41 protein-coding genes and 2 tRNA genes are annotated in these 24386 nt (G+C 33.5%); 6 read left to right on the top strand and 37 right to left on the bottom strand.

The genetic code is table 11. The features are described from left to right. Nucleotides 1–584: 584 nt before the first annotated feature. The 34 genes from CP357_RS05735 to CP357_RS05585 form a co-directional block, all read right to left on the bottom strand. A complete protein-coding gene (locus CP357_RS05735) occupies nucleotides 585–1670 on the bottom strand; it encodes a minor capsid protein (protein WP_098036779.1) in 1086 nt (361 codons plus the stop codon). A 2-nt stretch (nucleotides 1671–1672) separates the two neighbouring features. Beyond that, entirely contained in the window at nucleotides 1673–3139 is a 1467-nt protein-coding gene (locus tag CP357_RS05730) for a phage portal protein (RefSeq protein WP_233187214.1), read from the bottom strand. Next, nucleotides 3130–4368 carry a PBSX family phage terminase large subunit gene (locus CP357_RS05725; RefSeq protein ID WP_098036778.1) on the bottom strand — a complete coding sequence of 413 codons (1239 nt, stop codon included), beginning with the start codon at nucleotides 4366–4368 and terminating at the stop codon, nucleotides 3130–3132. Before CP357_RS05725 ends, CP357_RS05730 begins: the two co-directional genes overlap by 10 nt. Beyond that, nucleotides 4343–4840, bottom strand: a complete 498-nt coding sequence (locus tag CP357_RS05720) for a phBC6A51 family helix-turn-helix protein (protein ID WP_233187213.1) — start codon at nucleotides 4838–4840, stop codon at nucleotides 4343–4345. Before CP357_RS05720 ends, CP357_RS05725 begins: the two co-directional genes overlap by 26 nt. A 372-nt stretch (nucleotides 4841–5212) precedes the next feature. After that, nucleotides 5213–5294 (bottom strand) — tRNA-OTHER (locus CP357_RS10230). Between the two features lie 451 nt (nucleotides 5295–5745). Beyond that, nucleotides 5746–6222 (bottom strand): ArpU family phage packaging/lysis transcriptional regulator, encoded by a 477-nt coding sequence (locus CP357_RS05715; protein ID WP_098036777.1) that lies wholly within the window; start codon nucleotides 6220–6222, stop codon nucleotides 5746–5748. A 5-nt stretch (nucleotides 6223–6227) separates the two neighbouring features. After that, nucleotides 6228–6350 (bottom strand): hypothetical protein, encoded by a 123-nt coding sequence (locus CP357_RS10675; protein ID WP_255404979.1) that lies wholly within the window; start codon nucleotides 6348–6350, stop codon nucleotides 6228–6230. Nucleotides 6351–6362: 12 nt separating this feature from the next. Further along, complete coding sequence (locus CP357_RS05710; protein ID WP_098036776.1) at nucleotides 6363–6704, bottom strand: VRR-NUC domain-containing protein; 342 nt, start codon at nucleotides 6702–6704, stop codon at nucleotides 6363–6365. Continuing rightward, nucleotides 6705–6905, bottom strand: coding sequence for a hypothetical protein (locus CP357_RS05705; RefSeq protein ID WP_098036775.1), 201 nt, complete (start codon nucleotides 6903–6905; stop codon nucleotides 6705–6707). Beyond that, a complete protein-coding gene (locus CP357_RS05700; RefSeq protein ID WP_098036774.1) occupies nucleotides 6905–7114 on the bottom strand; it encodes a hypothetical protein in 210 nt (69 codons plus the stop codon). Before CP357_RS05700 ends, CP357_RS05705 begins: the two co-directional genes overlap by 1 nt. Nucleotides 7115–7188: 74 nt before the next feature. Continuing rightward, complete coding sequence (locus tag CP357_RS05695) at nucleotides 7189–7893, bottom strand: hypothetical protein (RefSeq protein WP_098036773.1); 705 nt, start codon at nucleotides 7891–7893, stop codon at nucleotides 7189–7191. Nucleotides 7894–7913: 20 nt separating this feature from the next. Beyond that, on the bottom strand, nucleotides 7914–8153 hold the full coding sequence (locus tag CP357_RS05690; RefSeq protein ID WP_098036772.1) for a hypothetical protein: 240 nt from the start codon (nucleotides 8151–8153) through the stop codon (nucleotides 7914–7916). A gap of 141 nt (nucleotides 8154–8294) precedes the next feature. Continuing rightward, entirely contained in the window at nucleotides 8295–8582 is a 288-nt protein-coding gene (locus tag CP357_RS05685) for a hypothetical protein (protein WP_098036771.1), read from the bottom strand. Further along, nucleotides 8569–8829, bottom strand: a complete 261-nt coding sequence (locus tag CP357_RS05680) for a hypothetical protein (protein WP_098036770.1) — start codon at nucleotides 8827–8829, stop codon at nucleotides 8569–8571. Before CP357_RS05680 ends, CP357_RS05685 begins: the two co-directional genes overlap by 14 nt. A gap of 2 nt (nucleotides 8830–8831) precedes the next feature. Next, nucleotides 8832–9086 (bottom strand): hypothetical protein, encoded by a 255-nt coding sequence (locus CP357_RS05675; protein ID WP_098036769.1) that lies wholly within the window; start codon nucleotides 9084–9086, stop codon nucleotides 8832–8834. A 146-nt stretch (nucleotides 9087–9232) separates the two neighbouring features. Continuing rightward, nucleotides 9233–9553 carry a nucleotide modification associated domain-containing protein gene (locus CP357_RS05670; protein WP_098036768.1) on the bottom strand — a complete coding sequence of 107 codons (321 nt, stop codon included), beginning with the start codon at nucleotides 9551–9553 and terminating at the stop codon, nucleotides 9233–9235. Then, nucleotides 9553–9762, bottom strand: a complete 210-nt coding sequence (locus CP357_RS05665; RefSeq protein WP_098036767.1) for a hypothetical protein — start codon at nucleotides 9760–9762, stop codon at nucleotides 9553–9555. The genes CP357_RS05670 and CP357_RS05665 overlap by 1 nt, the downstream gene beginning before the upstream one ends. Before the next feature lie 15 nt (nucleotides 9763–9777). Beyond that, on the bottom strand, nucleotides 9778–10059 hold the full coding sequence (locus CP357_RS05660) for a hypothetical protein (RefSeq protein ID WP_098036766.1): 282 nt from the start codon (nucleotides 10057–10059) through the stop codon (nucleotides 9778–9780). Nucleotides 10060–10301: 242 nt separating this feature from the next. Continuing rightward, nucleotides 10302–11615 (bottom strand): virulence-associated E family protein, encoded by a 1314-nt coding sequence (locus CP357_RS05655; RefSeq protein WP_098036765.1) that lies wholly within the window; start codon nucleotides 11613–11615, stop codon nucleotides 10302–10304. Further along, nucleotides 11612–12415: a bifunctional DNA primase/polymerase gene (locus CP357_RS05650; RefSeq protein WP_098036764.1), complete on the bottom strand. Its 804-nt coding sequence runs from the start codon at nucleotides 12413–12415 to the stop codon at nucleotides 11612–11614. Before CP357_RS05650 ends, CP357_RS05655 begins: the two co-directional genes overlap by 4 nt. A 75-nt stretch (nucleotides 12416–12490) precedes the next feature. Beyond that, nucleotides 12491–12793 (bottom strand): hypothetical protein, encoded by a 303-nt coding sequence (locus CP357_RS05645; RefSeq protein ID WP_098036763.1) that lies wholly within the window; start codon nucleotides 12791–12793, stop codon nucleotides 12491–12493. Nucleotides 12794–12807: 14 nt separating this feature from the next. Beyond that, nucleotides 12808–13392, bottom strand: coding sequence for a single-stranded DNA-binding protein (locus CP357_RS05640; protein ID WP_098036762.1), 585 nt, complete (start codon nucleotides 13390–13392; stop codon nucleotides 12808–12810). 2 nt (nucleotides 13393–13394) lie between these two features. Next, on the bottom strand, nucleotides 13395–14156 hold the full coding sequence (locus CP357_RS05635; protein WP_098036761.1) for an AAA family ATPase: 762 nt from the start codon (nucleotides 14154–14156) through the stop codon (nucleotides 13395–13397). Nucleotide 14157: 1 nt separating this feature from the next. Continuing rightward, a complete protein-coding gene (locus tag CP357_RS05630) occupies nucleotides 14158–14340 on the bottom strand; it encodes a sporulation protein Cse60 (protein WP_098036760.1) in 183 nt (60 codons plus the stop codon). Then, complete coding sequence (locus CP357_RS05625) at nucleotides 14309–14623, bottom strand: hypothetical protein (protein WP_098036759.1); 315 nt, start codon at nucleotides 14621–14623, stop codon at nucleotides 14309–14311. Before CP357_RS05625 ends, CP357_RS05630 begins: the two co-directional genes overlap by 32 nt. Then, on the bottom strand, nucleotides 14613–14909 hold the full coding sequence (locus CP357_RS05620; RefSeq protein WP_098036758.1) for a helix-turn-helix transcriptional regulator: 297 nt from the start codon (nucleotides 14907–14909) through the stop codon (nucleotides 14613–14615). The genes CP357_RS05625 and CP357_RS05620 overlap by 11 nt, the downstream gene beginning before the upstream one ends. Beyond that, nucleotides 14906–16177 (bottom strand): DEAD/DEAH box helicase, encoded by a 1272-nt coding sequence (locus tag CP357_RS05615; protein WP_098036757.1) that lies wholly within the window; start codon nucleotides 16175–16177, stop codon nucleotides 14906–14908. The genes CP357_RS05620 and CP357_RS05615 overlap by 4 nt, the downstream gene beginning before the upstream one ends. A 119-nt stretch (nucleotides 16178–16296) precedes the next feature. Continuing rightward, nucleotides 16297–16524, bottom strand: a complete 228-nt coding sequence (locus CP357_RS05610) for a hypothetical protein (protein ID WP_098036756.1) — start codon at nucleotides 16522–16524, stop codon at nucleotides 16297–16299. Beyond that, the gene (locus tag CP357_RS05605; protein ID WP_098036755.1) at nucleotides 16521–16904 is read right to left on the bottom strand and encodes a hypothetical protein; all 384 of its coding nucleotides are present in this window, start codon (nucleotides 16902–16904) and stop codon (nucleotides 16521–16523) included. Before CP357_RS05605 ends, CP357_RS05610 begins: the two co-directional genes overlap by 4 nt. Next, the gene (locus tag CP357_RS05600) at nucleotides 16901–17377 is read right to left on the bottom strand and encodes a siphovirus Gp157 family protein (protein WP_098036754.1); all 477 of its coding nucleotides are present in this window, start codon (nucleotides 17375–17377) and stop codon (nucleotides 16901–16903) included. Before CP357_RS05600 ends, CP357_RS05605 begins: the two co-directional genes overlap by 4 nt. Nucleotides 17378–17499: 122 nt before the next feature. Further along, nucleotides 17500–17661: a hypothetical protein gene (locus CP357_RS10335; RefSeq protein ID WP_198995853.1), complete on the bottom strand. Its 162-nt coding sequence runs from the start codon at nucleotides 17659–17661 to the stop codon at nucleotides 17500–17502. After that, nucleotides 17651–17950: a hypothetical protein gene (locus CP357_RS05595; protein ID WP_098036753.1), complete on the bottom strand. Its 300-nt coding sequence runs from the start codon at nucleotides 17948–17950 to the stop codon at nucleotides 17651–17653. The genes CP357_RS10335 and CP357_RS05595 overlap by 11 nt, the downstream gene beginning before the upstream one ends. A gap of 12 nt (nucleotides 17951–17962) precedes the next feature. Continuing rightward, the gene (locus CP357_RS05590; RefSeq protein ID WP_098036752.1) at nucleotides 17963–18709 is read right to left on the bottom strand and encodes a phage antirepressor; all 747 of its coding nucleotides are present in this window, start codon (nucleotides 18707–18709) and stop codon (nucleotides 17963–17965) included. 12 nt (nucleotides 18710–18721) lie between these two features. After that, nucleotides 18722–18931 carry a helix-turn-helix transcriptional regulator gene (locus tag CP357_RS05585; RefSeq protein ID WP_098036751.1) on the bottom strand — a complete coding sequence of 70 codons (210 nt, stop codon included), beginning with the start codon at nucleotides 18929–18931 and terminating at the stop codon, nucleotides 18722–18724. A 290-nt stretch (nucleotides 18932–19221) separates the two neighbouring features. Between CP357_RS05585 and CP357_RS05580 the strand changes: the two genes are divergently transcribed. From CP357_RS05580 to CP357_RS05565, 4 genes are all read left to right on the top strand, one after another. After that, nucleotides 19222–19566 carry a helix-turn-helix transcriptional regulator gene (locus tag CP357_RS05580; RefSeq protein ID WP_098036750.1) on the top strand — a complete coding sequence of 115 codons (345 nt, stop codon included), beginning with the start codon at nucleotides 19222–19224 and terminating at the stop codon, nucleotides 19564–19566. Next, nucleotides 19559–19960 carry an ImmA/IrrE family metallo-endopeptidase gene (locus CP357_RS05575; RefSeq protein ID WP_098036749.1) on the top strand — a complete coding sequence of 134 codons (402 nt, stop codon included), beginning with the start codon at nucleotides 19559–19561 and terminating at the stop codon, nucleotides 19958–19960. Before CP357_RS05580 ends, CP357_RS05575 begins: the two co-directional genes overlap by 8 nt. A gap of 58 nt (nucleotides 19961–20018) precedes the next feature. Then, on the top strand, nucleotides 20019–20387 hold the full coding sequence (locus tag CP357_RS05570) for a TM2 domain-containing protein (protein ID WP_098036748.1): 369 nt from the start codon (nucleotides 20019–20021) through the stop codon (nucleotides 20385–20387). A gap of 153 nt (nucleotides 20388–20540) precedes the next feature. Further along, on the top strand, nucleotides 20541–21656 hold the full coding sequence (locus CP357_RS05565) for a site-specific integrase (RefSeq protein WP_098036747.1): 1116 nt from the start codon (nucleotides 20541–20543) through the stop codon (nucleotides 21654–21656). Between the two features lie 114 nt (nucleotides 21657–21770). Here the strand turns inward: CP357_RS05565 and CP357_RS05560 are convergent. Continuing rightward, nucleotides 21771–21844 (bottom strand) — tRNA-Arg (locus CP357_RS05560). 154 nt (nucleotides 21845–21998) lie between these two features. Between CP357_RS05560 and CP357_RS05555 the strand changes: the two genes are divergently transcribed. Both CP357_RS05555 and CP357_RS05550 read left to right on the top strand, forming a co-directional pair. Next, the gene (locus CP357_RS05555; RefSeq protein ID WP_098036746.1) at nucleotides 21999–22895 is read left to right on the top strand and encodes an alpha/beta hydrolase; all 897 of its coding nucleotides are present in this window, start codon (nucleotides 21999–22001) and stop codon (nucleotides 22893–22895) included. Between the two features lie 8 nt (nucleotides 22896–22903). Next, nucleotides 22904–23260 carry an arsenate reductase family protein gene (locus CP357_RS05550; protein ID WP_098036745.1) on the top strand — a complete coding sequence of 119 codons (357 nt, stop codon included), beginning with the start codon at nucleotides 22904–22906 and terminating at the stop codon, nucleotides 23258–23260. 49 nt (nucleotides 23261–23309) lie between these two features. Here CP357_RS05550 and CP357_RS05545 read toward each other — a convergent pair whose 3' ends face one another. Beyond that, complete coding sequence (locus tag CP357_RS05545) at nucleotides 23310–23570, bottom strand: hypothetical protein (RefSeq protein WP_087176582.1); 261 nt, start codon at nucleotides 23568–23570, stop codon at nucleotides 23310–23312. Between the two features lie 84 nt (nucleotides 23571–23654). Beyond that, a complete protein-coding gene (locus CP357_RS05540; RefSeq protein ID WP_098036744.1) occupies nucleotides 23655–24263 on the bottom strand; it encodes an SHOCT domain-containing protein in 609 nt (202 codons plus the stop codon). Between the last annotated feature and the right edge of the window lie 123 nt (nucleotides 24264–24386).

Genomic DNA, 24386 nt, shown 5'->3' with positions numbered 1-24386 from the left:
ATTTCAAAATAAAATTGCTTAAAATCGTTGATAACACTTGACTTAGAGTAGAAAAAGAGCAGTTTTACGACTTACTCAGGTCAAACAATTATTAATGTAATGTCCAGTAAACATTAATCCCAAAAGTATTTTTCATAAAATGGACAAACCACACATTTATTAGAGTTCCTATAACTGAAAGCACTATAAAAGCAATTACTACAAGTAAGATTTTCAGCATAATTGTAAACCACTCACTATAGCGTATTTCGTTCCATAGATTTTTCATTTTTTACCTCAAAGTGTTATGAATGTTAGGTATGTGTTATACCCAAAAACATTGATATATCAACGTTTCAGGCAAAACCTAACATCATAACGGTTTTCTATAACTTATTAATATATATATAATATATAAGAATTTATTCTTATATTTTTATATAGTATGTTAGGTGTTAGGTTATACTTATAAACCCTACGGAGAGTAAGAGTTAAGTACCTAACACAAACCTAACAAAACCTAACGCTTTTTACTAGATTTTCTTAAAATTTCAAATATTGGTACAACTTTTCTAAACGGATTAGGCTCTTCTGATTTTGGCGTTTTAAGCGCTTTTCATGTTTCTTTGTAACCCTTGAACTTGTTTCCATTGTTCAAAAGTATAAGTTTTTTGACCGTTTCTTTTAGCCCATTCACTATAAGGCTGGTTTTTTACCCATTTACTTTTACCAGTAATCGGATCTCTTGACCACCTTGTTGGAATATCAGGCAGATCTTTAATGTAAGGAACTGTGGTGCATCTGCAGTAGGGATGTATCAAAGGATAATTAACACCTTCTTTTTTATCCTTAACATTAAAGACACGTTCATCTAAGTGTGCGCAAACATCGCATGTATGAGTTTCTAATGTTGCCAAGTACTGATACTGCTCGATGTCTGAATCTTCATAGAACTCTGCTGTAGCTTTTTCTGCAGCATGTCCCATTTCAGTAATAACTAAACGATGGATATTGGATTTAACTACATCTTGAAACTTATCTCTTAGCATTCGTTCAACACGATTGTAAGAATAGCCCAAAGCTGTGGATCTAAACATAACATCAGTTAACACTTCAGGCATTACTTTAGTGTAACTGTTCCAGATTCTTTTACTAAAATTGCTACCTTGCCAGGGCTGATAAACAATATCCTTTAATTCTTGCTCATTAAAGTGAGCAAAATTAACATCTAAGCCACCTACTACTAAATATTTGTTGTAATTTTCCAATAGGTAAGTATCTTCATACCGTTTGGCTAAACCAATGGCCATATTATCTTCTTCATCGTCAGCATATCTAGCAGCTACCTCTTGATATTGTCTGTACAATTCCTGTAATCTAGCAATTCTAGATTTATAGTAAGCAGAGTTCAATTCTTTTTCATAGCCGCCTGCTTTAGCTTTAGCTTCAAACTCTGCCAGAGTCATATCAAACTTACTAGTATCAATAGAATTTAAATAATCAGCCGCTTCTTTAAGTGACTGATTATTTTCATTAGCATATTTAGTTAGCCATTTCTTAGTTTCTTTAATAAGTTCATTTTCAAGATCCTTAAGACGAGACCGCATAGCAGCTTCATATTCAGCATCAGAAACCATCTCTTTTTGCTTAGCTAGGAAGGCGCGTTCCTTCCAATATTCTTGTGAGTTCATAATTAATCACTAGACTTCTTATTTGCCTTCTCTGATTTATCAGAATCGTTTTTATTATCATTGGAGTAATCTTCATCCTCAAAATCATTAAAGCTCTGAGACGCTCTAAAACCGTCACTATTTTGAATATCGTCTTTTTGATATTTAAGTTCTTGTTGCCAATCATCCACAATAGGATTTGCCTTAGCAATTGCTTCTTTACTTGAGTAATTAGCAACTTCAGCTACTTCTTGAGCCTTAGCTAAATCATCTTGCACTTGGGTTCTAGTCCAAATCTGAGAAATCTTGATGCTGTCAGCATCCCTCATGCCCAAATGATTCATAATAGCTCTCACAAGCTGACTAATGCCACGTCTAAAGTTTGATTCTGTAATACCAGCCTTCAATTCCAAATGTGAATACAGCATCTTAATTGCTACGCCACTGGCATTGCTGCTCTTAAAGTTAGCAGGGTCAATACCTTGACCGTAAAGAAAGATATTTTCTTTGGTGGTCTGCAATACTGAATTTCTAGCTTCAACCGGAATATCAATCTGCAGTGTATCAATTCCTGATTGGTCACCATTCCCCGCATTGTTGAATTTAACAGCCTTATTTTCCTTCAGATCGTGCATGAATTTATCAAGTGATGTGCCACCATAATTCTTTAATACCAGCACTACCTGCTGAATATCATCAATATCATTTAAGAAACCATTGTAAATGTCATCATAGGCATCAATTAGGCCCTTGCATTTCTTAAGTTCTGATAGTTTTAATTTATTCTTAGGAAACGCAATGAACGGTACACGTCCAAAATTATGCTTTAATACGTTACTTACACCAGTTTCATAACCAGCACTCATATCATAGCTAGTAATATTGTTGTATGGTTCAAGGCTATCAAGATTAGAAGTTGGTTGTTTAAAGAATGTAGCTTCTTTTTCATTCCAATATTCATGAACCGTAAATAATTTACCAGTATCAGAATCTAACTGCTTATATGATCTCAATACACCTAACAACTTATTATCTAAAGTAGTTGAGTAAATTGGTGTAATTTGATTAGGTGGAATAATTGCATATCTGAAGTTATTATCCTGATCAACCCAATAATGAAGCCATGCAACACCAGCATTACTTGCATCAATTACTAAGTTATTTACAGTTAAGGCAAAATCATCACCTAATACTTCAGCAATATCTTCATTATATTTTTCATTACCAACATCAACTTGAGGAGGAACAGTAGCCACATACCCCGCTTCTTGATCAACAAGCAATTGATAGAAGTTTGATGGCACACGGTTATCAGCATGACGCAATGGATCATCCTTGCCGTCCTTATTCAACTTGGATTTACCATCGTTTCTGTTTGTAATATCAGTTTCATTTCTATAATATTTCAATGCACTCTCATAACGATTCAAAAAGCCAGCACGTTGTGTGCTGGTATTTTTGATCAGTTCTTGCATTTGTTTTAATTCCAAGGGATGTAACCTCCTTTCGCATTCTTTGAATAAATTGCATAACGTAAAGCGTCCAGTCGGTCGTTATGTCTCACATCGTTTTCTTTTAAAGGTTGCCCTGTGTTCTCATCCCAGGCATATTGATAAATTTCATTCATTAAACCTTGAGAACAAGATTCAGCAACAAAGAATTTACCTTCACGCATCTTCTGTGCAACACACTCAATACCAGGCAATACATTCTTATTGGCATTGATACAGTTAATACCTGCTGCTTGAAACTCATTAACATTATCAGGACGAGCTGAATCAGCATAAAAAATAAGATTGCTTCCAAACTCATCTTGTAAGTTCTGTGCAATCTTGACCCAATAATTAATAAATTTATGCTTCTTTGTATAATCTCTTAAAACATAAGTATTCCCTTGATCATCATCACCAAGTAGCAAAATAGGATTAGGGTGTTCATAACCCCAGTCAACGCCACAGTAATAATGCAAGCCTTCTGGAATTTTATTATCAGGAATAACCATTGTATCTTTGTTGAAGTCCTGATAAACAATACCTTCACCAGTCACCCACAAGCCTAAAACAGAGCGATCATAAAACATCCCTGATGGTGTTGTTGCTTTCTTGGTTTCAACATAACGTTTACTCAAAAAAGTATTATCATCCAAGACAAAATGATTACTAATAATTTGTTTTGAAGGATTATCAATGTAATCTTGCTTTAACCAATGTGTCGGAATATCAGGGTTAGTATCACAAATAACCCGACCTTCGCCTTCAGAACATCTATCACGAATTTCTTCAAATACTTTTTCATTTGCTAAGGATGCTTCATTGATATAAGCACCATAAGCACTAGACCCACGAATACCACGTAAACCAGCTATTGTACCGGTATAAGCAAGAATAATGGTTACGCCAAATAAATGTAAATTACCAATAGAGTCTTGTTCTGGAATTAAGTCAAAATCATTGAATAAAGGATTCAAGACATTATTATAAATATTCTTTTTTGAAGTTCCTGCCAAAATATATAAAGGATCTTTTACCTTATCTTTATCGGCTAATTTACGAACTCGAATCAAAGACATAATAAAGCAATAATTATTAGCAACTGTTTTACCCGAACGAACAGCTCCATAATTAATCATTAAGCTCCAGTCTTTATTATTAATAAATTGATTAAGAACCATTTGTTGCTTTTGAGTAAAGTGTTTATTCAGAACTTTCTTTAAAAGCATCTGCTAACTCTCCTATCAATTCAATCACTTTATTTTCCTGACCATTGTTACTACCTTGCAAAGCTTTTACTTTAGCTTCTGTTAAATCAGCATCAGCATTAGCTTTACGAATTCTAGCTTTATCTAGTTCTGGAGTACCATTATCGCTAAATAAACCAGCTCGCTTAAAGACGGTTTGGATGGCTTGAAGTTTAACCATTGCTGGTACCTTCTTACCATTAATTAGTTTCATCAATTCTCTAACGGAATCAGGCAAGGCAGTATCAAGAACAGAAATAGCGTATTCTTGTTGAGCTTGTTTAAATAGTGGATCATTTTTCCATTTATAAATTGCCCGATCTGATACATTCAGTTCATTGGCTATTTCTTCAATTGTTTTATCATTTTCAAACAGCATTATTACGGCTTTTTGCCGTTTCTTTGTTAATTTTGAAAATGCTACTAAATCTGAACTTTTATGAAAATCTTTCAAACCATCTCACCACCGCCTTTAGAGTAAAATAAAAAGCCAGCTTTGCTGACTTAAATTAAAACCTAGGATGGACTTGCACCATCATTGCTGACTTAGAATGTCATGTTTTATCTAATTAAACTACTAGGTTTCTTAATCGTATTAAGAATTAAATGATCTGGCCGGGACTTGCACCCGAAATACAAAGAATGTGGTTTACAATTAGCCTACCAGATCAGCACCTAGGTGTTGTTTTACGATAATGTAAAATCAAAAGTCAACACCCAATAAGATACATCGGAATCGAACCGATAAGAGAGAACAGAGGGCATTTAATTCTCACGCAGTGATCGCCATACGCCTAACTCACCATTGGTTAGCTGTATCCTACAACAGACTCACCAGGAATCGAACCTGAAACGCCAGACCCTTTTTATCGTTAACCGCTGTCGCTTTACCATTAAGCTATGAGTCTAGATATGCTCTTTGACAAATAATTTTGAAAGGACATCTAATGATGCATTCTCGCGTAGCAAGAACTAAGCAATAGCCTTATAAGCGCATCTGGACTTACACCAGAACCACCGCACTCATAAGTCGGACGTGTCTTTTTACTCATCAGAGTTTTTACGCTTGCCTACTTTATATTTAAGAGAAGCAACTTATTTATTGACGCTTGCTAACGTCATTAAGGATGATGCAGGATTTCCACCTGCCCCGTGTACACATCGGTTGTAGTCAATTGATACAATTTTACTTATAAATTTCACGTACAAATATCATCCTTGAAGAAAAATAAATTGTTATTTATCGAAATCTTTGGGGAGGTATTTCCTAAATTCTCGACAATACATATTATGGACGAAATCAATCAGACCGCGTTCAGTTTAATTTCAGTAAAAAATCAGTTAAGATTCAGTCGAGTTTCAGTTAGATTTCAGTACATTTTCAGTAGAACTAGGAAAAACATGTAAATCAATACGATCTTCTTTTTCCCATTCAAATTTATCTAGCGTTCTAACCCAACAATCAGCGAACTCACATAAAGCTTTTTGCTTTAATTTTGGAAAAGAATCATGATCAATAAAAAGTTCTTGTCTAATTTTCCAAGTTCTTTCTTGCTTAATGTAATACTTAATTAAGATTTGTGGAGAAATGCCATAGGTTTGGTCCATTGTATATCTAATAGCTTGCAAGGCTTCCATCGCTTCTAACCCGTGTTGAATTTTATTTTCAGTACCGTTCATAGCACTTTCATGAGAAGGCGCGCTATCGAATTTAGGACTAGATAGATTAATCAAACTAACTCCTGCTTGCATTGCCAATCTAGTAATTTGACCTTTTAAAAAGGCGTCAACATTATCAGCAGTTTCAATTGAATCTGGCATTTTCCATAAAGACATTTGTATCACTCCATATTTTTTAAATATTCTTTGATCGCTTTAGTTGCAATAACCGAAATAGGTTCATTAATTGACTTACTATAAGCGCGTAGCTCATCATAAATTGGTGCATCAATAATAATTTTCACTTGTATCACTTCCTATTCATCATAACCGTAGCCTACTAAACCACCATCCACAATCATGAGAGCATCTTTAACGCTTCGTGCAATTCCATGAATTACATTGTGAGACTGCAGCATTTTATGAAAGCGCATTTGGTCCGGTCTAGGTTTGCCTGTTTTAGATTTAACCTCAATGTAAAACACTTGATTATCTACCCAACGCCAGCCATATAAATCAGGATGACCTTGAGGGGGTCCAGCATCAAACCATCTATGATCAATTGTTTGAACTTTACCTACATTGGTTCTAAAAGCGGCACATTTGTGTTGCCATAAAGCCACCAGTATCTCTTTCTGGATTTCGTGTTCACTAACCATTTAATTTTCACTCTTTTGTTTTTCAGGTAATAGCTCGGTTTGACTAGCTTCAAGGTTAACCATTACAGGGCCTGAAGAAATCTCACTTAATTGATCTAATACAATGTCCTTGGTATCTGCTGTTAAATTTACAGTTACTAAGCCATTCTTAACCTTGAAATTATCGATTTCTGCTTTAAATTGAATAATCTTTCCGTGCATTATTTTTCCTCCATTAAATTACGTCCGCACATAGGACAAAATCTTATATATGCCATTACTTCATATTCATTATTCGGCAAAATAAATTTTGACCATAGTTGATTTCCATGTTTGATTTCTAAAATGCTTCTTCTTGTGTAATGAACTAAATCATCACGAATTCTTTTAACCCCTCGACAGTATGGGCATTGTTCTTGTTCGTTAGTCATTACTTAATTTTCTCCCACACATAGGGCAAAATTTAATAACTGTTGCATCGCCATCACTTGAATAAAACTCATTGTTAATAGCCTGCCTTTCTGAAAAAGTCATCTATTTCCTTATTAGTAAGTATCAAGTCACCGACTGCTTGCTCAAGTTCTTTGGTAAAATTGTTTATATTTTGTTGAATTTTAGTCTTGTCAAAGTTAAAACCTGCAATTGCAGAGTTTCTTACGACTATTATTTTTTGTTCTTGAGTTGGGTTGGTCATTTGAAACATGGAAACATCTTTATAATTTTCAGTAGACAGTTTATTTGTTAAACCATCAAAAAAATTATATTGAATGTCTCCTTGAAAGCCATACAATTCTTGCCAGCTTGCTTTGCTGTCAACAGTTATGCTGCAAGGTGGCATACCTGTTGTGAATAACAAATCAGCTCGACAAATTCTTGCATCAACATATTCATGCAAAACTTGTTTCAGTCTTTGATTAATTAGCTCTTGCCTTTGTTTCTTGCTGTCTCTTTCTGCCTTATCGACTGTCTCTTTGTCTTGAAAGTCCTTAGACTTCATGTATTTGATGAGATAGTCATAATTTGCCAATCTTGTTTTATCGACTTCTGTCTGCACTTTCTTGTTTTTAATATCTGGCACAACACGGTCAAGATAATCTTTGAGAACACACAAATCCTGTGCAAACATTGAGTCAACAGTTTTTTTAAATTTTTCCTTACTTTTCTTTGATATTAGGTATCCTTGACCACGGTCAATATCATGTTTGTTCATTTTTAAGCACCTCACTTGTCTTACACTTGTTTTGTTAATTTTCGAATCTGGTCCAACTTTTTAGCAAGATCATCAACAGTGTCATTTGATTCATGACCCGTTAAAACGTAGATTTGATTCATCAGGTCAATCAGTCTTTCTCGCTCTGCTTCATCCTGATCTGCTTGCTTATGCCACTTTGTAGCTTTTTCATGATAATAATTAGCCTGATTTTGATAATACTTAGTCAGATCTTGTAATTCTTTTATGTCATCGGTCATTTTCATGCTCCTTCATAAATTCGCACGCTTTCATCTCTGCATGCTTTAAATAACTCATAACGATCATTAAAAACACGTGTTAAATTAAGAAAACATGCCATTCTTCTGCTTTTTTATCTGGATTAATCTTGATCTTCATTGCTATAAATACTCAATAATAATAGTTGCCTTAACTCTCATCACATGATCGAAGTATTTACTAAGATCATCTTTTAAAGAAGAAATATCTGAATATTTTTTATCCCAAACCATATCTTCATTTGCACTTTGGTCACGCAATATATCTAGTCTGTAACTGTCTCTATTCGAAACTTCGGCACGAGAAATTTTTAATAGACTAAAAATTTTTGGATTACGGCCCCAGCACTTTAAAACTGTTCCATAGCCCCACTCTTTACTGTTGCCATTAGTTTTATCAATTATCTTCATCTTGTTCTCCTTCTAAATCCTTGATATAGCCATTTTCATGCTCCTTTTGTGTTTCTTTTAAAAATTCTTTTTTCGCTTCATTTGTCAAAAATTTAAGCGTTAGCATAGTAGCATTTAAGCTTAAATAAAGCTTTCTGGTATTAACTTTATGTCCTTTGTTCCAATGTTGTTGTTGTCTTTTAACATCACTTAATTCAGATTCAACAGTTTTGATTCCTTCATTAAATAACTCTTTATCTTCTGTCATTTTCATGCTCCTTCAAATACATTCAAAACAGTATTTTTAACTTTCTTCATTACAAAAGCTTTTTCCATAACCTTAAAAGATACTTGTCTTTTACCTTTATCATCCGGACCTACTTCAACAATTAGGGCTTGATGATGTTCAAACGGTAAAAATATAGAAAAATTATCCTTCTTTTTATTTAGTTTGCCTTCCTTAACCAATTTATCTGTATATTGATAAATTAGTTGTACGGCACTGTCATAACTAATTTGTTTCATTTTCATGCTCCTTACTCGTACCTGTTACACTACAACCCCATGGAACTATTCTGCAGAACGGGCACTGAATTACAGCATCACAGTCTTTTTGCAAAACTCTAAATTTGTGATGACAATTAACGCATTCGAATTCATACCAATAATCTTTATTCATTTTCATGCTCCTTTAGGTACTTCAAAGCTAAGATTGAATATCCAGCCATATCTAAAAGCGTATCTTCTAAAGATTCATCATTTTCTTTAAGCTCACCACGCTTAATTAGATTGCAAATACGGTTAAATTTATCAGACAACCGCACTGCGATAACAGTTTTACCGAATTTATCAACCGATTCAGTAAAGCTATCACCATAAGCATCATTTTTTTGTTGCAAGGTGTCTGCTAGTTTATCTGTGTAGAATTTAAACGGATTCGATGTTTTAGTTCTGTCAAATTGAGTTAATAATTCGTCAACTTTATTAGCCATTAATAATCACATCGTTTTAATTTACTAGTTAGAAATTTTCTTTTTAATTCAAGCCCTACATCGGCAACGGGAAGAGCAAATTTAGCTACTAAGCCATTAACACCAGAATCATTCTTATACTTATCTCTCAAGTAAGCATTTTTAATGATAGCTTGATTAATGTGATAGATTTTTAAAGCTAATTTTTTCTTTCTAATTCTGCGTTTCATTGAATGTCCTCCAGCTTATAAATAATTATCAGGGCCACCAACACCTTTATAAAAATACTTGTTAGGAATAGAAACATCTACAATTACTTTTGATGCCATACATTCTATATACTCACCATTTTTATCCTTTTCCTTATAAACATAGGGTTTTACTTCAAGGCTGTTAATTACAGTGCCCTTGTATTCATCTAGCCAGTCTTCTAATTTTCCCAGCTCTGGTTCATCAAAATAAACATAAATATATCGTGAACGATTACCATCATCTTGAAAAAGTAAATTTGGATCTTTAACTAACATTTTTTACCTCCATACCGTGATGAATGTGATGTCACCGTGATGTTAACAAACGTTGATATAGCAACATATTCAACATTTCTCACACTCATCACACTCTTTTGTAAACTATTAATAATACACGGGTACTATATATATTATTAATAGTTATTTACTTATTTTATTTATTACTGTGATATGTGATGTATTTTATATAACTCTTAGAGAGAGTAAGGCTGAAGGGCATCACACTTTCATCACAAACATCACATTTTTTTGAATCCTCTTGAAGATTTCTTAGAAATTGGATCATAACCACTAGCACCAACTTCAAAATCCATATGACTCATTACATAGCGCATAGTCCTAATATCTTTATCTTTAATTTCTCTACCTAATCCAACCATCAAAGCTCTACGCATTTCTTGATTAGAAATAAATTTACGATCTTTGAATTGACCATCTAATAAGGTCTTAACTTCATCTTCAACTTCTGAAGTGGCTAAGAATTGTTTACGATTGTTTGCTAAAATAGCCTCTTGCTTAGGCGAAAGCTTGAAAGGATCCTTTGTGTGTTTCCAAAGATATACAGCTTCACCCCAGACTTGATCAATTTCATCCTGTTTTAGTCCTTCAACAGGATGAACTCTTTGACGCTTGCTATCACAGCGAATAGATAAAAATCTACGATCACCCGATTTATCTTTTAAGTGTTGAACTTCATTAGTAGTTCTAGCCATTACAAAACCTTTATTGAAAGTCATGATGTATTTACCATATGAAGGTCGGTATCTGAAGACTTGTTCTGTGATGAATTTCTTCACAACTTCAAATGAACTCTTATTTGAAGCAGTCATTTCATCATCATTAACGATTAGAGCGTTTTTAAGTTCTGCTTTATCATCTTTATCAGTAAACGAATTGAATTGGTCAGTATAGAAGCCACATGGTGCAATTTCTCGTAAAAGTGTAGTTTTACCAATTCCTTGACCACCTACAAGGTCAAGGACATAATCAAATTTAGTTAGTGGATTATATCCTTTAGCCACAGCTCCCATGAACCACAAACGCACTGTTAATTTAGTAGCCTCGGAATCATCAGTACCAAGATATTTCTGCAAAAAATCATCGAGACGTGGTTTCTTGTCCCATTTAGTTAAGCAAGTTTCAAAATAATCAATTACTGGATTATATGAATTAGCTCTAGCAACTGAATCAATCACTTGACTAACTAAGTTGGTTTTAAATGTAACTTTATAATCAGGACAAACCGAGATATAAAGAACAATATCATTAACCACACCATCATTTAATTGACCTTTTTTTAATACAATTTTTGGAATACCCTGTTTAGTTAAATCCAGTGTTACATCTTTGACTACATCAATTTCATCAGTAAAACGATTAAATCTAAGAATGCCCTTTAAATTAGAATCATGTTGTAAAATCAATGCAACGTTTTTAGTACTAGTGGTTTTAATTGCTTCTTTATCAGTCAAATCAAAATTTAGTTTTGGCTTTTTATTATCTTGATTAATTTTTTGGACCTTAGATTGATCTAACGTTTTTAATTTACTCAATTTATACTTCTTCGCCTCATTTCTTTATCCAACATGCTTTCACATGTCTTATAAACTTCATCATTACTTAATTTATCTTCAGTATTATTATTAGCAATCACAGCTAATTGATACGCTTTGTTGGGGTCAACACCACGGAATAATAAACCACCCATAAAACTGGCCAAAGCATTATTTCTCCCACCAGTTTTGCCTAAACCATCAATAATTTTCTCAAATAATTGTGCAGTTGCTGATTTATCCTTAGATGTATAAGCACCCTTCAAATCATCATCTACTGGAATTTGCTCTTTTTGCTTTTCAAGAATTAAATCAATCAATCCTTGAGGCGGTTCTTTCATTGGCTCATTGTTTAACCATTTGTATTGTTTATCTCCTAACATCGATGGAGCAACAACAACGTAATTATTTTCGTGAGCCTTTAAATCAACCGAAGGCAAAAATCCAATATTTTGTTGAATCTTAACCTTAGACGGTTTAGTAAAGAAGAAGTGAAAACCATTGTGGGCAGTTCTTTCAGTTAATGTATCTTTGAACCATTCATCATGATTTAAAGCCTTAATTGATTCCATTCCATCAACTTCACCACCATGCCTATCTACATCAATTACAAAGAATTTATCAGTTTTTAAAGCAATGTTAGCAGTAGGATATTTCTTCCATATTTCACGGATTTCTGTGTTTGTAAGTGGTGGTTTATCTGCAAATTTAATTAATGGGCGTTTATTGCTGCCAATTGGAATTACTGAGAAACCATGTTCCGCATAAGATAAAGCATAATTAACTAAGTTGGGATGCATGTCACCACCTCCATAACAAATAGAAAATCAATATAATTCCGATGAGCCAGATAATTCCGCTTAAGATTACATGCATTAGAATTCATCCTCATTATAGCCATAGTTAATGTTTACCTTAGGTTCTGGCAACTCTACATATGACTTAATAGAATTTTTCTTAACGGTCCAATTAGTCCAGTATGGATCTTCACCGCAACCTGGATACCATAAGCCATTTCCATGGCTCTTTTTAACTGCTGTTTCAAAAGTTAAGAAATCCTCTCTGTGTGAGATCTGCATATTCTTAACAATTTCTTCTGCACTAGCTGTTACATACAATGGATAAACTTTAGAGCCTAGTACACACATGATTTCAGTTTTTGGATATTTAATATTCATTATTTATTTCCTTTTTACTTACCAAATGGAAGATCATCATCAGTTAATTCGATACCATTATTTTGATCTTTAAATGGATCCTGGTTATCATCAACCTTTAATTCTTTAGGTTGTTCTGCTTTTCCAAATTCATAATTTCTGTAAGGATGATCAGGATTTTTCTTGTTTGGACTTTCTTTAATAGTCATGGTTAAAACCTTACCCTTAGCTGGTGTTAATACCTGAACTAAATCTTCATAAGCGTCAGTTTCATTTTCATGGTTAAAACATGAATCAGGGATTGGAGTATCAACCATTTCACCAATAACTTGAAGCATTGAAATAGATCTAGCTAACACAAATTGAGGCATTGGCTTTCCTGTACTAGTTACTTGTGCAAGTGTTGGGAAAACTGATTCAGTTTTGCCATCATACTTACCTTCAATAACTAAGAAGCTTAACATTAAGAAATCACGGTCACCTTTTACATTGTGAGTTACTCCATCAAGACTAACTTTGTAAGTTCCTGCTGGAATGTTTTCAAAGGCGTTGTATTCTTTACCTTTTTTAGGATCAAAATCTGATTTCTTAACTTCATTTAATGCATCTAATAAACTCATTTTTATTTACTCTCTTTCTTTTGTTGTAACTTTTCTAAGTCTTCTTTTTTAAACATGCCACTACAGCTTTCAAGTAGTTGTAAGATTCGATGATCAGTAATATTAGCTGGATCATACATGGTTCTTAAAGCCTTAACCTCTCTAAAGTAAGAAGCATTTTGACCATCACCAATCTTTTTTGTTCTAATAACCACATCGCAGTTACCATTTACGATGTTGTAATATTTAGTTTTAAGTGATGGCTCATAAGTAGTAGCACCAGTGCTTTCATCCGTGATAGCTAATTCACGGCTGATGTAAATTACATTGAGTGGTAATGCCTTAAGATCCATTACAAACTGTTGCAAGGCTGTATTAAACATTGCATAGCCTTTGCCATAAGGAATATCGCTTAAGGCTTGTACACCAGCATCTAAACAAATAGCCTGTTCGATCATTACACAAATATCATCAATTACATCAATGACAACTGTCTTAAATTGTTGATCTACTGGACGTTTAGGATTTTCTACTTGAAGTGCCGTGATAATATCATCAAGTTGTTTAATAGCAGATTGTTCAAGCTTTCCTTGAGAATTACGAACATTTCTAATTTGAATACTTGGTGCGCTTCCTTGCTCTGAATTTCCATCAGTATTCAAGATCAGTGGATTAGGGAAAAAGCTTGAAAAATAGCTCTTACCGCTCATAGTCGCTCCCCAGATAAAGAAGTTATGTGGTTGTGATTTAGGTTTTAATGTTTGAACTTTAGGTAATTGGATCATTTTAGTCCTCCTTATACATAATCAATGCTGAAAAAGTTGTTACTAATCCTGCATTACCCTGACTAGAATCAGTTTGATATTTAATATCAATAACTTCTTTATCTTTAATAAACTTGTTAATTTCATCTTCAAAATCACGTCTATCGATAATGCTAGTGATTTCTGTAAAAATTTTTACTTTCATTGTCTTTCTTTACTTCTTTTAAAAGCTCAATAGAACCAAATGCTCTATCCATGTTATCTGCAAATTCCTTCAACCTTTCTGGATCAGCTGATCGAATGTTTCTTTTAACTTCTTTGTATGAAAAGCCAATTGTTTCAGCCATCTCTAGTGCAAAACACATAATTGCATTAAGCCGATCTCTATCAGTAACATGAGCAAAATTATTTAAATCATCACGGCTAGTAATTAAAATTGTGCTGGCTAAATTCAATATTTTTTGTTGGTCTTTATCGTTAACTTTCATCTGAAATATCCTCTAATTTAATGTTTTGAGCTTTCATAATTTCATGAATAAAATCTATAGCTTCTTGTTTGGTTGGAAACTTTAAATCATAGATTTCTTTATCAATACCTTGTAAATAAGGAACTGATACACCATAAATATCAGCTAGCTTCTGCCACATTTCTAATTTAGGTTCACGTTTACCTGTTTCATACTGACTTAACGTATTGTTGGCTATTCCAGCAACCGTTGCGGTTGCAATTAACGTATATCCCTTTTCTTTCCTAACTTCTTTTAATCTATTCATCTTTTAATCAATCCTCTTCTCTTAGCCATAAACCATGCCCATCCCGGCTTATATGAATGCAATTTTGCATAAGCCTGTAATTCTTTCATTGAATGTAATTCATTAACTTTTTTATTAGCTACGCTCTTTAGCAAGTCACTTTTAACAATTTCATGAATTGCTTTTTGCCGCTCCTTAGAAGCTTCAACTAAGTCCACATCACTAACTGGCTTTGCTTCATGAACTTTGATAGGCTTGCCGCAAATTGGACATTTACCATCTTTAACTTCACTAGCTTTAACCACCGCAAAACAATAATCACAAGTAACAATCGATAAACCGGGATCTTTCAGCAATGTTTTACTTTTTTGTTTACCCGATTTAATGGCTTGCTTCCAGTCACGGTCATCATCAGGATAACCAAACGACTTAAAGTTATTAGCGTGGTCAATGATGATTGCTGTCTTACCAGGTCGCGGGTTTAAGCATCTCATCGAAAATTGCAGGTACAGTGCTAGTGATGCTGTAGGTCTAGCCATAATCACACAATCGACATTTGGCAAATCTACACCTTCAGTGAATAAATTTACGTTAACTAGTATCTTAATTTCTTGATTGCGAAATTTTCGCACCGCTAGATCACGTTTTTCTTTCGGTGTCGTTCCATCTACTTCAACTGCAGAAATACCTTCAGAATTAAATTCAGCGGCTATCTTAATAGCTGAATCAATTGAATAGGTATAAACGACAGCTTGCATCCCTGGTGCGATTCGCTTGTACTGCTTAACGATATGACCAAAAATTTTAGTACTCATTGCTTGCTGCATTGAGTCATTGGTAAAGTCACCAGTACTGCCACGTTTAAGTAATTTGCTATCGAAATCACCTGGTGGCTGAAAGTATCTAAACGGTGCTAGGAACCCTATATCAGTTAGTTCATGGATTGATTGACCAACAATAATATCATCAGCTATCTGATCTAGCTGCATTCTTCCTGTTCTGTGTGGTGTAGCAGTAAACAACAACACAATGGATTTAGGAAATTTACTCAAAATCCTTTGATAGCTTTTAGCTAAAGCATGGTGAGCTTCATCAACTAGAATCACATTAGGTATCGGTAATTTGTCTACTCTACGAGTTAACGTTTGAACCATTCCCATTGTGGTGAGATTCATTTCTACACCTTGTTCTTTAAAAGTCTTAACTGCCTGATCAAGAACTTCTTTACGATGAATCAAGAACATTACACGGTTATTATTTTCAGTTGTTCTTCTGGCAATTTCTGCCATTACTCACCGTTTTTCCTGTTCGTGGTGGGCTTTGAACGATAATTACACGATGATGATTTTTCATAGAATCAACGATCTTATTAATTAAATCTGTTTGATAAGGTCTTAATTCGTAAATCTTAACCACGATCCTTCCATAACTTAGCTACCATATTGAATGACTGATAGTCTTTTCTTTTAACTGCTCTTTTGCCTAAATAACGGAGCTGTGCTTCAAAACTTTCATGGTGTCTGTAGGCTAATCTGTAAACTATTGTTTTGGCTAAATGTCGATCATCAGCTTTAGCGGCACGATCAAATAATTTAGCTAAATCCTTATTTGAAAATCCTTTAAGGCTAATTTTCATAAAACACTCTCAATCTGTTTCAAATCCAACCGAACAGCTTCAAGATAATTCTTAATAACTGCTGGATTACCTGTTTTAGCTAATTCCTTTAAACCAAAGATTGCATCATTAACGGAATCTTCAATCATCTCTGATTTACGTTTGATTTCATTCCTTTGTTCATCTAGTAATTCTTGAATTTTACATGCCATTTCATAATCAGTAATTTGATTATTTTTATTTGCAGCTTCAGCAATCTGATATAAAACAGTTCTAGGTGGCATCAGTGTTTTTCTACAGATAAGTAAAATTTCATCCATGGCATGAGTAATATCTTCTTGTTTAGCAAATTTGCTAAAGCCTTCCATTTGTTCTGTAATATCAATTTCTGCTTTAATCATTTGATTGTAGTTCTCCTATTGCGTTTTAAATGAGCGCCCTTAATTTGCTTGCCTTTTTTAAGATCTTCATAAATCAATTTCTTGTTTGGCTTAACAACTTCAGAGCAAACAATGTAATCAATTGGCAATTTTTCAGTAGCTTCAACAATTACAGAATCTTTATAGTTTCGTGGTTTGAGAATATGGTTTTCAGTTTGAATTTCTTTTTGACCACTATCATCAATGGCATGAGTAAGGAATTCTTGAAGTCTTTCATTCTGATTTTTAATAGAAGTTTCAACATCACTTAATTGACGTTTCTTTTCTTTCAACCATTGAAGTTTCATATTGTTTTCTTCAATCCAAGTGGCCACATTATCAAGTTTTTCATTTCTTGGAAGTTCCAAACTTTCAAGTGTGTCCTTTAAAGTTTCAGGATCAAGATCCTTTTCTTGAACTTGTTTAATGGCGTTGTTTAACTCAAATACATTCATTGTTTTTACCTTTCTACCTAATCGTTGGCGCGATTAGTTTTTTTAATTTGGCCATCGCTTACCGCATCAGTGGTAGCCCATAATTTTTCAATTGTTTCTTTGCTAAGTTTCATTTTTATCTCCTATGAAAATAAATTAATGATTGCGTCCCAGAATCCATATGATAAAAGGCTTAAACCTAAAAGCACTACAGCAATAAAGATTTTAAAAATTGTGTCATCCATATTGATATGATTTTGATGAATTGGCTTATTAAATTCACGGTAAAAATTCTTATTTTGCATCCCAATCTATCTCCTTTCTATGCTCATTCATCCAAATAGCAGCTGGATATTCAAAGATTGTCATTTTACCTCCTCTACCTGGATGAATGTTTGAACACCAATCTGGTTGAAACGGATAAAGAATATTTCTTTTTACCCAAGCAGCTCCGTGTGGTTTGGCATATTTCTTTGCAAATTCATCAATACTAATGGTTTTTCCAACTATTTGATTTTCTGGAACATAACCACGTTTCTTCATAATTAGATCAACTACTTGTTCTAATGAAGAATCTTCAATTGCTAATTGCATGTTGATCACTCCTTAGCTAAGAAACAAATTTGTGAAGTATTGTTGACCATTACCAGTGATTTTAGGAGTTTTAACAATACGAGTACTGTTTCCATCCACAATGGTTCTTTCTTTAATTTCAAACAGCTTTAGATTCATACTCTTTTGAGTTGGCATATTGTAATCAGTACCTTTTCTTTTAATCAGGTATCCATTTGCTCTTAGCCATTTAAAGAATCTGTTTTGACCAGTGTTAACACCGTTCTTTTTTAAGATTTTAGCCATTTCACCTACCAGGATTGAAGTTTCACTTGCTGTAATAGCATCTGCAAGCATGGCTTTAGGCTTCATTTCTTCGATTTGAATATCCTTTTGCTTGAGTTGATCTGCTGCTTGTTGAAGTAAATCTGCTAATCCGTTCTTGTTGTGGACAACATCGAATGCTTTTTCATCGGTCATATAAGCACCATGTTTTCTAATTGCAGGTAACACTTCACTTGTTACCCAGTGCTTAAATTTCTTTGCATTGGGCATCTTGCTTGAAAGAATCAATGAGTAGAGACCAGATTCATTGATGACTGTTACTTCTCTATTTTGACCTGCGTACTTGATTTGAGTACGGAGCTTGTCTTCATCATCAACATGGTCAACTACCGCATTACGATAATTGGAATAGCCCAAGATCTTCGCTACATCATTTCCCACTAAGTAAGGTTCATCGTTAATCTTTAAAGTTCTTACTTTATTTCCTTCAAAATCGAATAATTGTAAGCTGTTCATTTATTCCACCTTCTATTCCATTCCTAAAACCTTGTAAATCTTCTTACGGATCTCAATTGACTTAGGATTTGTATTACCTTTGATAGCCAAATTTACTTTGGTACGACTTTCACCAATTAAATTAGCTAATTCGGCTTGAGTCATATTTTTATCAAGTAATCCCATTTTGATCTGACGTTCAACCTGTTTTTTTGCTTCTTCTAACTTTTCTTCAATTGGCATATATTTCACCTCGATTTTTTGATGTTCAACTTGTTTAGAAACTTGTTTCAAAATTTGTTTAGAAGCTATTGACATTATTTAGAATATTTACTAATATCAAGGTATAACAAATAAGCAATAAAACGTATCCCCATACTTTTTATATTGTCTTATTTTGTTTTTAAAATTTATTTCAAAAGTTGTTTCATAACTTGCTGACAGATATTATTATTGCGTAAATTTTCTAAATAGTCAACACATTTTTAGAAGATTTTCTAAATAAATCTGTCAAGGATTGGAGAAACCTTGATATGATTGAATTTGAAAGAACAAAAGAATTAGCAAAAACTAGAAAATTATCACTAAGAGAAGTTAATGATAGATCTAAATTAGGCACTAATTCTATTTATAAATGGAAAAGCAACAAGCCTGGTTCAGATGCTTTAGCCGCTGTAGCTAAAACATTAAATACAACCACCGATTATCTAAAAGGTTTAACTGATGATTCTTCATTACCTACCGATGATTCATTTTCATTGGATGATAACAAACCAGTAATGTATCACGGTTATAACGTACCTGATAAATATTTAGATATGATCCGTGGCTTAATGGACGCAGACATTAAAGAAGGTAAAGCTGATAAGCATGAATGATTTGATTGAGTATCTTTTAAACTATGCTTTCGATTGCGGAATTGGTTATAAATTAGTTCGTGCAGATCCTTATGATCCTTCATTATCTTTAAAAAAGCATAATTTAATGGTGATTAACCTAAATTGGCATAATCAATCTGAACTGCCTTTTATCATCGGTCATGAAATTGGACATTTTATTTTAGGTGATAAAGGGATCTTATATTATAGTAGTTTTGCTGGTCAGAACTCTGAAGAAAAATCAGCTGACTTATATTCCTTAAATCTACTATATGATTATGCTTGTAGCCGTGGACAATACTTTGAAGAACCAGGACAATTCTTAACAGCATATGGTATACCATCAAGGATGGCTGAAGCTGCTAAGAATTTATTTGATCACAATGATGATTAAACATAGTCCAATAACTGAAGACTTTAAAAGCTGAATATCTATTTTATGGAGGAATAATATGACAACTGAAATTAACAGTGAAGAAAAGGCTAAGCGTGAAGAATTTGCTAATTTGTGGATCACTACACATAGTAATGAAATTCCATCTGATAGCATTCCTTTTGTAAAACAAAAATTGGAAGATTTACCTACTAACAGACAAACCACAATACAAGCACTTAATCTAAAAAATCCTGTAATAGCTCTATTGCTTTCATTATTCTTTGGATGCCTAGGCATTGATCGATTTTATAATGGTCAAATTGGGCTAGGTATTGGAAAACTGCTAACTTTAGGTGGTTTGGGCCTTTGGACTATTATTGATTGGTTCTTAATCATGGGAGCTGTAAAGAAAAACAATCTGAATAAATTAACTCTTGTAATCTAAAACAAAAAAAACTCACCTACTGCGCCAACAGTAAGTGAGTAATTAAATGAGCTATGCCAATAGCTCTAAAAATAAATGTATTTGAACAAAACCCGCCAAGGCTTTGCTATACCCTATTTTAGCAAAGTTTTGGCTAGAATAGGAGTATTTATTATGGCAAATATTTATAAACGTGGTAAAACTTGGACTGCTCGTTTTACTAAAAGAATTACACAATGGGACCCAGAAAAACAAGCTATTGTTTCAATTTTAAAGCAAAAATCAAAAGGTGGTTTTAAAACTAAGGCTGAAGCCCGTGATTATGCTATAAAAATGGAAGCTACGGCTTTATCTGGTGTTGATGTAACTAAAAATCCTGTTTTTGCTGATTATTATAAGCATTGGTATGAAACTTTTAAATTTCCGTCAATAAGACAATCAACCAAAAACAGATACAAAATTAATTACAAAGTCATCAAACAATTTTTCGGATTAACTAAAATAAAAGATATTACACGTGAGCAATATCAAAACTTCATAAATAGTTTCGCCAAAAATCATGCGATAGTAACTGTTAGAAAATTGAATATTTCAATAAAAGCCTGCATTCAGTATGCTATTGACGATGGAATAATTAATAGGAGTTTTGCTAATCAGGTTTCAATTTCTGGAAATTCAAAGCTTGATAGACCCGTTCAATACCTTAATTTAAGCGAAATAAAATCTCTGGTTCAGCTATGCCTGAACGGTTTAAATCCTCGTTACACTAGCCGCTATTTAATTTTAGCTGCTATTTATACTGGTGCACGCCTTGGTGAGCTTTCTGCACTCCACTGGAATGACATTGACTTTGACAAAAATACCATAAAAATTTCTAAGTCATGGAATCAAGATAGACAAGAAATGAATAAACCTAAAACAGAGTCTTCTAATAGGATTATTCCTGTAAATGAGAAGCTCTTACAAGTTTTAAGACAGCTCAAGTATAATCATACTAATTTTGTATTTGGACTCTCTAAAACGAAATATCCGCCTACCAGTAACGCAGTAAATAAAACATTACGAGAATTATTGGCTAAAGGCAATATGCAAAAGAAAAATTTTCACTTCCACAGTTTGCGACATAGTCATGTTGCTTATCTTTTATCTGAAGGTGTAGATATTTATGCAATTTCTAAAAGATTAGGTCATGCCGATATTAGCATTACTTTAAAAACCTATGCTTACCTACTTGATGAATTTAAAAATAAGCAAAATGATAAAATTATTTCTTCACTTTCACAGCTGTAAATATTTGTACATCATTTGTGCATCACCTTTAAAATTCTTCTAGTTTTCTAAAGTTCTAAATCATATAAGAAAAGGGTTTTACGATTATTAAAATATCGTAAAACCCTATATTTATGATCCGGGTGAGATTCGAACCCACGACCCACAGTTTAGAAGACTGTTGCTCTATCCAGCTGAGCTACCAGACCATTTCGTATGTTTGTATGTCCTCAACAGAACATAAATTATTATAGGGAATATCTTTTAAAAATGCAAGCATATTTTTTAAAAAATTATTTTTTATTTTTAGTTTGAGTATAATTAATTGTGAACGCGTTTGTTTTTAGAAAAGAGAATAAAAAGATGGAACTTACAAATAAAATTAAAAACTTCCTTCATGAGTATCGCAGTAGTTGTAAGAAAAGCGATGATCATCGTGACAGTGATCTGCCTCATGACATCCCAGAAGTTGAAAGAATCGACAATTTACCTTACGGTCCAGACGAAAAATGGCATACATTAGATCTTTATCTTCCTAAAAAAGAAAGTGCACCCTTCCCTGTCATTATTAATATCCACGGTGGCGGTTGGGTTTATGGTACCAAAGAAACCTACCAATACTATGGCATGGGGTTAACCAAGCGTGGATTTGCATTTATTAATCCTAACTACCGTTTAGCCCCAGAACATGCAGAATTTCCAGATGAATTAGACGATGTTGATCGTTACATGCACTGGATCGATGATCATGCAGAAGAATATCGCTTAGACAGAAATAATGTCTTCATTATTGGTGACAGTGCAGGCGGTCAAATGGCAGAGCAATACGTTACCATTTTGACCAATCCAGATTATGCTAAATTATTCTCATATAAGCCACTTAACTTAAAATTTAGAGCAGTTGGCTTAAACTGTGCCGCATCCTTCGTCTTAACGCCAGACAGCCTTGCAGGCGTGGAAAGTCTTTACTTTACTAAGAATGCAGTTAATAAATATCATGAACAGTTGGATGTAGAAAAATACATTGACCACAATTTCTTGCCTACGTTTTTAATTACTGCCAATAACGACTTTTTACACGACATGCAATTTACACTTTTCGGCTTTTTGCTTGGTCGCGGCGTTCATGCTATTTGTAAATCTTATGGTGATGAAGATAATCCTCGTGGTCACGTCTTTTTCGTTAACCAAAAAGACAGAATCGCAGATATCGCTAACGATGAAGAAATCGAATTTTTCAGACAACACATTAGTAAATGAGGTAATTTATGATTAAATTTTACGGTTATAAACGTTGCTCCACTTCTAGAAAAGCACGCAAATGGATGGACGACCATCATGTTCAGTATGAATTTCAAGATTTAGTTGCAGAGCCGCCTAAAAAAGACGATTTGCTTAAATGGATGACTAAGTATCAAGATCGCGGTTTGAAATACTTCTTTAATACACACGGTCAACGTTATCGTGCGGACAATTTAAAAGAAAAAGTACCAACGATGACCATTGAAGAAGCAGCAGAAATGATGTCACAAGATGGCAAGTTAATTAAGCGCCCTCTTGTCGTAGATGAGCAACATTTAACCTGCGGCTTTAAAGAAGATATATTTGAGCAAACTTGGCTATAAAAAATAACCCCTACAAGACTCTATGAAATCTTGTAGGGGTTTCTTTACATTAAATCAATTTTACACATTTACTATGTTTATTCTTCATCTTGGCCCAGTTATTGAAAAACAATACTCCAAAGCCAAGGACCATCACAACACCTAAAAAGATAATCGCATTAGTGGAATTAGCTACAACTAATTCATGTGCAGCGTTAAAATCTGCTGCTTCGTTCATTTGAATAATCAGTCCTGAAAACAACATGGCTAAGCCGTTTAAGGTTAGCAAACCACACAAGACTGTTAGGATTTTCACTTTAATAAGCTTCATAAGACCATGTCCTTCCTTAAATATAATTAGACAAATATTATACACGGTCTAACTTCATAATCAAGAAAAAGACATTGTTAAAAATTATATTTTCAGAATTTGCTTCTTTTTAGCTTGAAATTCTTCTTCTGTTAAAATCCCTTGATCCAGTAATTCTTTCAATTTTTTGATTTGCTCAAGCTGCTGATCAAAATCATCATCTTCACCCTGAGCAATTTTGGACCACTTTTTAATATTATCGGCCAAAATCTCAGCGGGAACTTTATTAATTGAATTAATATCTAAGCTCCGATTACCAACAATTAAAGATAATTCACCATACATAAGCTGATTCTTTAAGATGACACTTTTAACCTGCTTTAAATCAATAATCTGAGGTTCATCGCTACGTTTTTTCTTCAATATAATCAAATTACGATTGCTGCAAACAAGCATTACATTTTCACTATGCTCATTAATGCCAATCGCTGCATATTGAATTTTTTCTTCATCTTTAATAGCTGCAGCCAGCGGTGCTAAATCCTCATCGTTAAACCAAATATCGAATACCCCAGCATCGATCATTTGCTTTTTCAAGCGCTCAGGCAAAGCTAATTTATTAATTTTTGCAATTGCTTGTTGTCCGCGCTGCTCAGCCAAAAATGATTGATTAGCATTCTTTTGTTTTTTACTAAATAAATCGAACAGTCCCATAAAAATATCCTTATATCAATAAAATCTAATTACTTATATTATGGACTATTTTTACTTTACTTAAAATACGAAAATTGCAATTTCAAATTGAACACTTTTGAAAATTAAATTCTGTATATTGAA

This window comes from Lactobacillus sp. UMNPBX6, assembly GCF_002553975.1.
Taxonomy (GTDB): Bacteria; Bacillota; Bacilli; order Lactobacillales; family Lactobacillaceae; genus Lactobacillus; species Lactobacillus gallinarum.
This window is presented reverse-complemented; position numbering and strand designations above follow the sequence as displayed.

Coding starts and splice junctions, on each gene's coding strand:
- CP357_RS05625 (WP_098036759.1), bottom strand. CDS start 14,623: ATGAAAGTTAACGATAAAGACCAACAAAAAATATTGAATTTAGCCAGC.
- CP357_RS05575 (WP_098036749.1), top strand. CDS start 19,559: ATGAATGATTTGATTGAGTATCTTTTAAACTATGCTTTCGATTGCGGA.
- CP357_RS05565 (WP_098036747.1), top strand. CDS start 20,541: ATGGCAAATATTTATAAACGTGGTAAAACTTGGACTGCTCGTTTTACT.
- CP357_RS05715 (WP_098036777.1), bottom strand. CDS start 6,222: ATGTCTTTATGGAAAATGCCAGATTCAATTGAAACTGCTGATAATGTT.
- CP357_RS05700 (WP_098036774.1), bottom strand. CDS start 7,114: ATGACTAACGAACAAGAACAATGCCCATACTGTCGAGGGGTTAAAAGA.
- CP357_RS05590 (WP_098036752.1), bottom strand. CDS start 18,709: ATGAACAGCTTACAATTATTCGATTTTGAAGGAAATAAAGTAAGAACT.
- CP357_RS05570 (WP_098036748.1), top strand. CDS start 20,019: ATGACAACTGAAATTAACAGTGAAGAAAAGGCTAAGCGTGAAGAATTT.
- CP357_RS05645 (WP_098036763.1), bottom strand. CDS start 12,793: ATGAATATTAAATATCCAAAAACTGAAATCATGTGTGTACTAGGCTCT.
- CP357_RS05600 (WP_098036754.1), bottom strand. CDS start 17,377: ATGAATGTATTTGAGTTAAACAACGCCATTAAACAAGTTCAAGAAAAG.
- CP357_RS05620 (WP_098036758.1), bottom strand. CDS start 14,909: ATGAATAGATTAAAAGAAGTTAGGAAAGAAAAGGGATATACGTTAATT.
- CP357_RS05670 (WP_098036768.1), bottom strand. CDS start 9,553: ATGGCTAATAAAGTTGACGAATTATTAACTCAATTTGACAGAACTAAA.
- CP357_RS05605 (WP_098036755.1), bottom strand. CDS start 16,904: ATGATTAAAGCAGAAATTGATATTACAGAACAAATGGAAGGCTTTAGC.
- CP357_RS05675 (WP_098036769.1), bottom strand. CDS start 9,086: ATGAAACAAATTAGTTATGACAGTGCCGTACAACTAATTTATCAATAT.
- CP357_RS05650 (WP_098036764.1), bottom strand. CDS start 12,415: ATGCATCCCAACTTAGTTAATTATGCTTTATCTTATGCGGAACATGGT.
- CP357_RS05710 (WP_098036776.1), bottom strand. CDS start 6,704: ATGGTTAGTGAACACGAAATCCAGAAAGAGATACTGGTGGCTTTATGG.
- CP357_RS05545 (WP_087176582.1), bottom strand. CDS start 23,570: ATGAAGCTTATTAAAGTGAAAATCCTAACAGTCTTGTGTGGTTTGCTA.
- CP357_RS05705 (WP_098036775.1), bottom strand. CDS start 6,905: ATGCACGGAAAGATTATTCAATTTAAAGCAGAAATCGATAATTTCAAG.
- CP357_RS05550 (WP_098036745.1), top strand. CDS start 22,904: ATGATTAAATTTTACGGTTATAAACGTTGCTCCACTTCTAGAAAAGCA.
- CP357_RS05690 (WP_098036772.1), bottom strand. CDS start 8,153: ATGACCGATGACATAAAAGAATTACAAGATCTGACTAAGTATTATCAA.
- CP357_RS05735 (WP_098036779.1), bottom strand. CDS start 1,670: ATGAACTCACAAGAATATTGGAAGGAACGCGCCTTCCTAGCTAAGCAA.
- CP357_RS05580 (WP_098036750.1), top strand. CDS start 19,222: ATGATTGAATTTGAAAGAACAAAAGAATTAGCAAAAACTAGAAAATTA.
- CP357_RS05615 (WP_098036757.1), bottom strand. CDS start 16,177: ATGGCAGAAATTGCCAGAAGAACAACTGAAAATAATAACCGTGTAATG.
- CP357_RS05665 (WP_098036767.1), bottom strand. CDS start 9,762: ATGAAACGCAGAATTAGAAAGAAAAAATTAGCTTTAAAAATCTATCAC.
- CP357_RS05640 (WP_098036762.1), bottom strand. CDS start 13,392: ATGAGTTTATTAGATGCATTAAATGAAGTTAAGAAATCAGATTTTGAT.
- CP357_RS05695 (WP_098036773.1), bottom strand. CDS start 7,893: ATGAACAAACATGATATTGACCGTGGTCAAGGATACCTAATATCAAAG.
- CP357_RS05635 (WP_098036761.1), bottom strand. CDS start 14,156: ATGATCCAATTACCTAAAGTTCAAACATTAAAACCTAAATCACAACCA.
- CP357_RS05680 (WP_098036770.1), bottom strand. CDS start 8,829: ATGACAGAAGATAAAGAGTTATTTAATGAAGGAATCAAAACTGTTGAA.
- CP357_RS05555 (WP_098036746.1), top strand. CDS start 21,999: ATGGAACTTACAAATAAAATTAAAAACTTCCTTCATGAGTATCGCAGT.
- CP357_RS05585 (WP_098036751.1), bottom strand. CDS start 18,931: ATGCCAATTGAAGAAAAGTTAGAAGAAGCAAAAAAACAGGTTGAACGT.
- CP357_RS05595 (WP_098036753.1), bottom strand. CDS start 17,950: ATGCAATTAGCAATTGAAGATTCTTCATTAGAACAAGTAGTTGATCTA.
- CP357_RS05660 (WP_098036766.1), bottom strand. CDS start 10,059: ATGTTAGTTAAAGATCCAAATTTACTTTTTCAAGATGATGGTAATCGT.
- CP357_RS10335 (WP_198995853.1), bottom strand. CDS start 17,661: ATGCAAAATAAGAATTTTTACCGTGAATTTAATAAGCCAATTCATCAA.
- CP357_RS05725 (WP_098036778.1), bottom strand. CDS start 4,368: ATGCTTTTAAAGAAAGTTCTGAATAAACACTTTACTCAAAAGCAACAA.
- CP357_RS05685 (WP_098036771.1), bottom strand. CDS start 8,582: ATGAAGATAATTGATAAAACTAATGGCAACAGTAAAGAGTGGGGCTAT.
- CP357_RS05610 (WP_098036756.1), bottom strand. CDS start 16,524: ATGAAAATTAGCCTTAAAGGATTTTCAAATAAGGATTTAGCTAAATTA.
- CP357_RS05630 (WP_098036760.1), bottom strand. CDS start 14,340: ATGAAAGTAAAAATTTTTACAGAAATCACTAGCATTATCGATAGACGT.
- CP357_RS05540 (WP_098036744.1), bottom strand. CDS start 24,263: ATGGGACTGTTCGATTTATTTAGTAAAAAACAAAAGAATGCTAATCAA.